This window comes from Streptomyces sp. NPDC012935 (genome assembly GCF_042900345.1).
Lineage (GTDB): Bacteria > Actinomycetota > Actinomycetes > Streptomycetales > Streptomycetaceae > Streptomyces.
The window spans coordinates 214,780-222,448 of the sequence record NZ_JBIBBC010000015.1; the positions used below are offsets into that span (position 1 = coordinate 214,780).

General features: G+C 69.8%; 7 protein-coding genes and 1 pseudogene. All 8 read right to left on the reverse strand.

Annotated features, from left to right (window positions below; translation table 11 throughout):
- Window positions 1-8: 8 nt before the first annotated feature.
- A complete protein-coding gene (locus ACFY5C_RS31010; RefSeq protein ID WP_389450237.1) occupies window positions 9-1,388 on the reverse strand; it encodes a cytochrome P450 in 1,380 nt (459 codons plus the stop codon).
- A complete protein-coding gene (gene cyc1 / locus ACFY5C_RS31015) occupies window positions 1,385-2,470 on the reverse strand; it encodes an epi-isozizaene synthase (RefSeq protein WP_389450272.1) in 1,086 nt (361 codons plus the stop codon). Before cyc1 ends, ACFY5C_RS31010 begins: the two co-directional genes overlap by 4 nt.
- Window positions 2,471-2,770: 300 nt before the next feature.
- Window positions 2,771-3,421 carry a peptide deformylase gene (gene def / locus ACFY5C_RS31020; protein WP_389450240.1) on the reverse strand — a complete coding sequence of 217 codons (651 nt, stop codon included), beginning with the start codon at window positions 3,419-3,421 and terminating at the stop codon, window positions 2,771-2,773.
- A 150-nt stretch (window positions 3,422-3,571) separates the two neighbouring features.
- Window positions 3,572-4,552 carry a tetratricopeptide repeat protein gene (locus tag ACFY5C_RS31025; protein WP_389450243.1) on the reverse strand — a complete coding sequence of 327 codons (981 nt, stop codon included), beginning with the start codon at window positions 4,550-4,552 and terminating at the stop codon, window positions 3,572-3,574.
- A gap of 109 nt (window positions 4,553-4,661) precedes the next feature.
- Entirely contained in the window at window positions 4,662-5,903 is a 1,242-nt protein-coding gene (locus ACFY5C_RS31030; RefSeq protein WP_389450246.1) for an HD-GYP domain-containing protein, read from the reverse strand.
- Window positions 5,900-7,189, reverse strand: a complete 1,290-nt coding sequence (locus tag ACFY5C_RS31035) for an HD-GYP domain-containing protein (RefSeq protein ID WP_389450249.1) — start codon at window positions 7,187-7,189, stop codon at window positions 5,900-5,902. Before ACFY5C_RS31035 ends, ACFY5C_RS31030 begins: the two co-directional genes overlap by 4 nt.
- Before the next feature lie 108 nt (window positions 7,190-7,297).
- Window positions 7,298-7,600: a mycothiol system anti-sigma-R factor gene (gene rsrA, locus ACFY5C_RS31040; RefSeq protein WP_234768038.1), complete on the reverse strand. Its 303-nt coding sequence runs from the start codon at window positions 7,598-7,600 to the stop codon at window positions 7,298-7,300.
- Window positions 7,597-7,669 (reverse strand): annotated as a pseudogene (locus ACFY5C_RS31045) (RNA polymerase subunit sigma); the annotation flags it as partial. The gene rsrA and the pseudogene ACFY5C_RS31045, both read right to left, overlap by 4 nt.

A 7,669-nucleotide genomic window follows, 5' to 3' on the forward strand; every position in this document is an offset into this window, starting at 1 on the left:
GGGCGGCACTAGTCCCTCGGCACCGGCCTCAGCAGCAGCTTGTGTGGGCGGAGCGTGATGCCCACACGGGTCGCGTCGTTCGAACCGGACACCTGCTCGAAGCGGTACTTCGTGGCCAGCGCCGCCGTGATCAGTGTCAGCTGCGCCATCGAGAAGTGGTCGCTCGGGCACTTGCGGTTGCCCACGCTGAACGGGCTCATGGCGTACTTCGGCACGTCCACGACACGGTCCGGAAGCCAGCGGTCCGGGTCGAACTCGAGGTTGTCCGCATACGACTTCGCATCGCGCTGTATCGCGTAGGGGCTGTAGATGATGTCGGCCCCGGCCGGAATGCGATAGCCATCAAGTGACGTGTCGGTCACCGCCCGTCGCGTCAGAATCCAGACCGCAGGGCGCAAACGCATCGCCTCCACGACGACATTGTTCGTGTGCCTGAGGCTGCGGACGTCCTCGAATGCCACGGGCCGCCCACCGGTGACGGATTCAACCTCCGCGCACACCTTGTCGGCGTGTTCCGGATGTTCCGCGAGCACATGCAGGAGCCACATGATCGTGGAGGCCACGGTTTCGCTGCCGGGCGTGACAATCGCGACGACCTGGTCGTGGATCTCCTGTTCCCCGATGGGGTCGCCATTCTCGTCCTTCGCCTCCAGCAATGCCGTCAGCAAATCGTCCGGCTTTTGACCGGATGCCCGGCGTTCGGCGACGATCTCGTCGACCAGGAGATGCAAATCGGCCAGGGCACGGTTGAATTCGCGGTTGGGCGGGAGAGGCAGCTTGTACAGCGGCCCCAGCGGGATCACCATCCGCCGGTACATGCCCCGGAAGACCGTGGCGAGCGCGTTGCACAGCCGCTCGGCCCGCTCGTCCATGTAGTCGCCGCGCAGCAGACAGCGGGCGGCGATGCGCACCGCGATCCGGAACGACTCGGAGGTGCAGTCGACGGTCTCGCCGGACTTCCAGCGCTCGGCCAGCCCGTGCGCCTCCTCCTCCATGATCGGCCCGTACGCGGGGATCGCGTCGAGCCGGAAGGCCGGCTGGATGGTGCGTCGCTGACGGCGGTGCCGGGGGCCGTTCGCCGTGGCCACGCCCTCCTTGCCGAGCAGGCCTTCCAGGGACTCCCACAGCGGCCCGTCGATCTTGAAGTCGGTGCTCAGCGCCAGTGCGCCGGTGAGCTCCGGAGTAGTGACGGCGTACACCGTCTTCGGGCCGAGCCTGAGGCGTACGACGTCGCCGTGCCTGCGGAGCGCGGTCATGAAGGCCAGCGGATCTCGGGCCAGCTTCCAGCCGTGGCCGAGAAGCGGAACCCCACCGCCCGCGAAGGGCGGCTCACGCAGTTCCGAAGCCACACGGGGCTGGGCTTCGGGACGGACGGACTCGACGGTCATTTCTCACCTGCCGCTTCGTTGTTGACGTACGGGGGCGTGGACCGGTCGTCCCAGCTGTCGACCATGTACCGGCCGGACTCGTGGTGGAACCAGTAGACCGAGCTGAACCAGTTGCGCATATTGCAGACGCAGGCACGCACGGCGGCGCTGAGTTCCTTTCCCGACACCGTGCCGTCGGCCAGGGAGTCCGCGAATTCCAGAGCCTCACGCTCGGCCACCCGGAAATCGGATATGGATTCCTCGACCCGTCGCCTGACTTCCGTCACGGCTTCTTCCAGGGTCAGCCCTTCGTGTTTGACGAGGCTGATTCCGAGGTTGTGCACCTCATCGCCCGCTATTTCCTTGGGAAGCGAGCAGAGGTCGTTGTACCACGCCGCGAATTCCTGGCTGAGTAACGCCGCCCGCCGATATGCCGGGTGTTTCCGTACGGCATACGGCAGTTCCAGCCCCGCGGCCGGCTCCAGCAGATCGGTCCAGATCCAGTGCGCGAAGGTGAGCCGACGCAGCGCGAGGTATTCCTCGACCGAGGGGATGACTCCTTCGGTGCGATTGCTGAATTCCCGGTCGTACGCCTCGATCACCGTGTGGAAGTGCCGGGCGAACCGGGCGTTCCAGGTGCCGGGCAGGAACGAGTACAGCCGCACCATGCTGTCCGCGAACCCCGCGACCAGCGGGTCCTCGTGGTGCAGGTGGTCCTCCGGTGAGTCGAGCGCCGCGTGCAGGCGGAACCGCAGCCGTCGCCAGGCCGCCGGGCGGCGGTGGACGATGTCGCGGTCGTGCCGGTCGTCCCAGACGAAGAACCACGCGCTGTAGTCGGCTATCGCCTGGAGTACGTCCTCGGGGGCGCCAATGTAGTACCCCGCCATGAGGTCGGTGTAGCACAGTCCGTCGGCATATTCCTCGACCTTGTCGGCCGGCATCAGCCGTTTTTCCAGCAGCCAGGTTCGGGTCTTCTCCTGGAGCCTGGGCCAATACGGATGGAGCTGCCTGGGAAACGCTGATTCGATCACCGGAAGAGAGAGTGCTGGTGGAACCGGGACCGCCGTCGGTGTCGATGTGGTGCTGTGCGAGAAAGCATGCACGAACAAACCCCTCTCAGCCGCCAGTTGTGTAGTTGTGCACGCCCCCTCCCGCTGTACCGGGCGTGCGCCGTTGCGTATCCCCGCACTTCCATTCAGCACCACAACTGACCGATCTGGGAACGGATTTGCTTCATTCACTACCCCAGGGTGCCGAGAATCTCCCCCTATGTGACTGAATTTGGATCACTGCTCGCATGTATGGGATCGAACGTGCGACGGACATGCGAACGGCGCCTGGTCAGGAAGGTGAACCTGAACAGGCGCCGTGCGCAGGGGACTTGTGGGGCCTACGGGGAGGCCTCAGTCGTTCGCGACCACGGGGTAGCGGGGCTCGTTCTCGGCCATCTGCCGCAACGCGTCCTTGCGCTCCCGCTTGGACAGACGGTCGATGTAGAGGTAGCCGTACAGGTGGTCGGTCTCGTGCTGCAAACACCGAGCGAAGTAGCCGGTGCCGCGCACCTTGATCGGGTTGCCCTTCTCGTCCTGCCCGGTGACCTCGGCGTAGTCGGGCCGGGCGAGCTCCGCGTACGCGGTCGGCACCGACAGGCAGCCCTCGTTGCTGTCGTCCAGGCGGCGCTTGTCGGCGGGCAGCTCGACGAGTTTCGGGTTGCACACGACACCGACGTGCCGCTTGCCCTCGTCGTCCATGCAGTCGTACACGAAGACCTTCAGGCCGACGCCGATCTGGTTGGCGGCCAGGCCCACGCCCTCGGCGGTGCGCTGCGAGGCGAACATGTCCGCGACCAGCTGGTCCAGCTCGGCGCCGAACTCGGTGACGTCCTTGCACTCCTTGTGGAGCACCGGGTTCCCCACAACGGTGATCGGCCGCGACGTGCCGCGCCCACGCCAGGCGTTCTCGCGCTCCTCCGTGTCCTCGGTGTCGACGACGAAACCCTCGTCATCCACGGGGAGCACGCCCGCGTGCTGCTGCTCGGTGTCCTGCTGGGCCATGACCGACGTATGCCTTCCTGCACAAGAAAAGGGTGGGTGATGCTGATACAGGGTACGGGGAGCGCCCCTTCAGGGGCGCGGGACTGTGTCGATCGGCGGCTCCGCCGCGGGGCGCGACCAGCCACAACGGACCCGCGGTCGACAACGGTCCTAGCAGACCTCTTCCAAGTCCCGCCAGTCCCGCGAATCCGGGCTGTCGGCAACCCACCCGTCCAGCAACCCCCGCACCAGCGCAGCCGGCGCAGCCACCCCGCACTCACGCTCCGGCACCCACAGCTGCCCGTCGGTCCGGTGCCCCAGCGGACCGGGGTGACCCGGCTCACTGTGATCATGCGGGTCGAGATGCTCCCCGTCGCCCTCGTCCGACGGCATCCGCGACTCGGAACACATCCGGCACAGCAGCCGCACCGAGGAGGACCAGTCCTCCGCGGCGAACCCCGCGTCCGCGGCGAGCTGCTCCAGCGCGTCCCGGTCGGCCTCGGTGGCGGCCTCCAGGAGGACCACCCAGGTCGGGACTGGCGAGGGCGCCCACAGCTCGATCTCGTCGAAGACGGGGTAGGCGTGCCCGGCGGACGTGGTCCGCTCGCCGTGCGGCACCCCGTCGTGCAGCACGACCTCGCCCCAGCGCCGCCCCGACGACGGCAGCGGGATCGACAGCACCTCGATCCGGGCGGGGTCCAGCCGCCGCCCCCACACGACCTCGGCCTCGCCCTCCGGGGACAGCCGTACGGCCGCGCTGCCCAGGTCCATCCCGACCGGCTCACCGGAGTCGGTCGCACCACCGGGCACCCGCAGCCCGTAGGCCTGCCAGGCCCGCCGGGCGAGCGGCCAGTCCTGCAGGGCGGTGGCCGCGATGCCGACGTTCCACCAGTCGGGCGCCCCGGTCTGCCGGTCGAGCAGCGCCACGGCGCGCAGCCCGGCCGCCCGGGCCTGCTCCCAGTCGTGCCGGAACTTGTGCAGCAGCGCGAGGTTGAACCAGGACTCCGAAAGCCAGGGCTCCAGATCGGCGGCACGTGTCAGCAGCGCGCCCGCATCCTCGTACCGGCCGTCGCCGATGAGCGTGAACGCCCGGTCGGTGGCCTGCCGCCAGGAGGCGGAGGGCCGGTGCCGTCCCTTGCCGAAGATCCTCACGATTCCCGCCTGCCAGTTCCGTGGAGTGGGCTGGCTAGTGCTCGCCCCCGGACACACTCTCATTCGCATCCAACCACGTACGGCTGGAAGGGCGCTCATTACCCATGGGTTACCCAGCCACAGGGGGTGTCAGACAGTCTCTGGACAGCACCCGTGCGAGCGACCCCACGACCTCCGGCGCATAGTCACCGGCGGTGCCCAGCCGCAGTTCCTCCAGCGCCTTCAGCGGCCCCTCGGGCCCGGCGTCCCGCGCCTTCTCCTCGTAGGCGTTCACGGCCCGCACGATCCGCGCGGCAACCGGTTGCTCCGGGCAGGGGTCGGCGAGCCTTTCCACGACCAGCGCCACCTGCGGGTTCACCCCGGTCTGCCGTACGACGGCCCCGCCGAGCAGCGCGATCCTGCGCTGTTCCTCGGCGGGCAGCCCCGCGGTGGCCCCGGCCGGCACCGGGTCGACCAGGCTGAGCTGCCCGATGTCGTGCATGAGGGCGGCGCACTCCAGCACGGTGAGCTCGGCCTCGGACAGGCCCAGGTCCCGCCCCACCTCCCGGCTGAGCGCGGCGACGCGCCGGGCGTGTCCGGCCGGTGTGTACCCGGCGATCTCGGTGGCCCGGGCGAGGGAGGCGATGGTCTGCCGGTAGGTGGTCCGGACGGCGGCGTACCGGCGCAGGGACATCTGGGTGAGGAGCAGCGGCAGCGAGAAGACGGGCAGCGCCCACAGCCCGGCGACGGCGACCGCGAGCGCCATCACTGCGCCCGTCGCACAGACGGCCGACCCGATCCCGACGGTCGACCGCAGCTCGTCCCGCAGCAGCGGCCCGAACGGCCACCGGGTTCGGGAGTGGGCCAGCGCCGCGGCGAGCAGGGCGTCGCACAGGGCGGTGAGGGTGAGGATCGCGAGCAGGACCAGGGCGTAGGCGGTGCCCCAGCCGTGGAACGTGCCCTGGTTGTACAGGGGCTGGAAGCAGACGGCGGCGAAGCCGACGGTGAGCACGCGCCGGGCCAGGTGGTCGAGCACGGGCCGGCCGCGCGCGAAGTGCGGCACGCTGCCGAGGAGCGAGGCGGCGAGGACGACACTGAGGACCTGTGCGACGCCGTGCTCGCTCGGCTGACCGCCGTTCGCCCCCAGCAGGGCGTACGACAGCGCGGCGGCGGCCCCCAGCGGTGCGGCCTCCCTGCCCTCCGCCGCCGTCCACCGGGTCAGCTCGCCCAAGGCGATGAGAACCCCGAAGGCGATCGCCGTACCGCGTTCGTGGAGGCCGCTCCCCAGCGTGGTGAGCAGGCACACGGTGGCGAGGAGGGCGGCGCAGGCGTGGACGAGACCGAGCAGGAGTGGTGGTCTCGCCGCGCTCATCGGTGTGCCCCCGGCGCACTGGCGACCGGCGGACGTGGCGGGCGCCCGGAGGCTTCGTCGGCGGTCACGGCGGGATGCCATCCGTGCTGGTCCACGGCCCTGACCAGGGCGGTGACCATACGTGGGTCGAACTGCGAGCCCGCGCACTTCTCCAGCTCCCGCAGGGCGACGGGCACCGGCCGGGCCCGCGAGTAGGACCGGTTGGACGTCATCGCGTCGAAGGCGTCCGCGACCGCCACCACCCGTGCCGGCTCCGGGATCTGGCTCCCCATCAGCCCGTAGGGGTACCCGCTGCCGTCCAGCCGCTCATGGTGATGCAGGACCGCGGCCCGGGCCTCGCCCAGGAAGGAGATCCCGCGGACCATCTCGTGCCCGTACTCGGGGTGCAGTTCGATGACCCGCCGTTCCTCTGGCGTGAGCGGGCCGTCCTTGCGCAGCAGCCGCGTGGGGACCCCCAGCTTCCCCACGTCGTGCAGGATCCCGGCGAAGCGGAGCACCTCGACACGTTCGTCGGCCATGCCCAGCTCGCGCGCGATCATCATCGAGGCCTGCCCGACCCGCTCGCTGTGGCCGCGGGTGTAGCCGTCCTTGATGTCGACGGCCTGCACGAGCGCCCGGATGGTCGCCTGGTGGGCCGCGCGTTCCCGGTGGTACTGGGCGAACATCCACCACGACACGCACATCGGCAGCAGCACGAGCAACGCGGCGACGGGACCGTACGGGCTGCGCCACAGCACGGCCATCATCAGGCCGGCCAGACCGTGCACGGCGATCGGCGCGAGCGACCGCAGGAAGAGTCCGCGCCAGGCGCGCCGTGCGGGCACGTGGTCGGCGAGCGCGCGGATCCCGCCGTCGAGCGCCGTCAGGACCAGGCAGAACGCCAGCACCGCCGCTCCGGCGGGCGCGAGCGCGTACGGGAAGTCGGACGCCTGTACGGCGTCATGCTCGCCGAGCGCCCAGTGCACCCGGGCGGCCACCCACACCGCGATCACGAGCTGCCCCGCACGCCACACCCGTCGCAGCAGGTGCGGTCGCCCGCCGACCGGGGCGATCAGTGCCCCCGGCACCGCGACCAGTGCGGCCGCGGACGGCGGCAGCAGGAAGGCCCCGGCGAGGAGCACGGGATAGAACGACCCGGACAGCCACGCGCCCCCGGCAAAGAGCGCGGCGAGCAGGGCCGGCGCCCACCAGGGGGTGCGCGTCGAGGGCAATGTGTGCAGGCAGAAGAGCGCGCCGAGGGCGACACAGACGACGTAGCCACGTACCCGTGTGGGTGTCGCCTCCATAACGCCCCTCCCCGGCAACGCGCTTCAAGCACGGGACCCTAAGGCGGGGAGGGGAGGTCCGCGGCCTTATGGCAGCGGGATTAGCACGTTCGAGTGACGGCCGTGCGTTCAGGATTCCTGCGGCGTCGCCGTCACGTCGTGGTCGGGCACGGCCTGACCCGAGCGGATCAGGTCGAGCCGCCCCAGGACCTTGGCGCGCAGGTCCGTCGGCACGTCGTCATGCCCGCAGCAGCGCTTGACGAGCTTCTTCACGGCCTCTTCGAGGCCGTACTTCTCGAGGCACGGCGAGCACTCCCGGAAGTGCTGCTTGAACTTGTCGCGATCGACGTCCGGCATCTCACTGTCGAGGAACTCGTAGAGATGATCGAGTACCTCACTGCAGTCAGTCTCGTGCGGCTCTCCGCAGCTCATGAGCCCGAGCCTTTCGCTTCGTTCGACTCTCCGGCGCCGGCCGGGACGAGCCCGCGCTCACGGGCGTAG

What these genes read in the sequence shown, in the direction of transcription:
- ACFY5C_RS31030 (WP_389450246.1), bottom strand. Translation starts at nt 5,903, where the DNA reads ATGAGCGCGGCGAGACCACCACTCCTGCTCGGTCTCGTCCACGCCTGC.
- ACFY5C_RS31035 (WP_389450249.1), bottom strand. Translation starts at nt 7,189, where the DNA reads ATGGAGGCGACACCCACACGGGTACGTGGCTACGTCGTCTGTGTCGCC.
- rsrA (WP_234768038.1), bottom strand. Translation starts at nt 7,600, where the DNA reads ATGAGCTGCGGAGAGCCGCACGAGACTGACTGCAGTGAGGTACTCGAT.
- ACFY5C_RS31010 (WP_389450237.1), bottom strand. Translation starts at nt 1,388, where the DNA reads ATGACCGTCGAGTCCGTCCGTCCCGAAGCCCAGCCCCGTGTGGCTTCG.
- def (WP_389450240.1), bottom strand. Translation starts at nt 3,421, where the DNA reads ATGGCCCAGCAGGACACCGAGCAGCAGCACGCGGGCGTGCTCCCCGTG.